Annotated in this window: 1 protein-coding gene and 1 pseudogene; both read left to right on the top strand. The window is 52.1% G+C overall.

Annotation, left to right across the window (positions count from 1 at the left end):
- The coding region (locus tag KDM89_RS19385) for a S1 RNA-binding domain-containing protein (protein WP_212689544.1) at nucleotides 1-349 on the top strand (349 nt) is incomplete at its 5' end.
- A 162-nt stretch (nucleotides 350-511) separates the two neighbouring features.
- Nucleotides 512-578 (top strand): annotated as a pseudogene (locus tag KDM89_RS22610) (Grx4 family monothiol glutaredoxin); the annotation flags it as partial.

Below are 578 nucleotides of genomic sequence, written 5' to 3'. Positions count from 1 at the left end.
AGGCGTAGTCACGAATGTGGCAGCCTTCGGCGCCTTCGTCGACATTGGCGTGCATCAGGATGGACTGGTGCATATTTCTGCACTCTCATCGACCTTCGTCAAAGATCCGCACACGGTGGTCAAGGCAGGTCAGGTGGTGAAAGTGAAAGTGCTGGAAGTGGATGTCAAACGTCAGCGTATCGCCCTCACCATGCGCCTGTCTGATAGCGCACCGCAAGCCGGCAGCAAACCGGAACAACGTGGTGACCGGCAAGATGCGAAGCGTTTGAATCAGCATCAGTCACGCAATCAGGCGGCCGCACCGGCCAACAATGCGATGGCAGCAGCATTTGCTAAATTACGCGGCTGATCTGGCCAACTTAGTCAGATATAAAGCGGCTGATTGCCACGCAGTCGGTCGCTTTTTTATTCTGCCCGTGTTTGCCATACAGACAAGGCATTGTGACGAAGGCGATACGGCTAAATGCAAAATCTGGGATAATGGCAACATTCGTTTTTAAAGGAAACTGCCATGAGCGACGTACAAAGCTGGATCAAAGAAACCGTAACCCAAAACCCTGTCGTGCTGTTTATGAAAG

Origin of the sequence: Cognatundibacterium luofuense (assembly GCF_018139685.1) — a bacterium.
GTDB lineage: Bacteria > Pseudomonadota > Gammaproteobacteria > Burkholderiales > Burkholderiaceae_D > Undibacterium > Undibacterium luofuense.
This window is presented reverse-complemented; position numbering and strand designations above follow the sequence as displayed.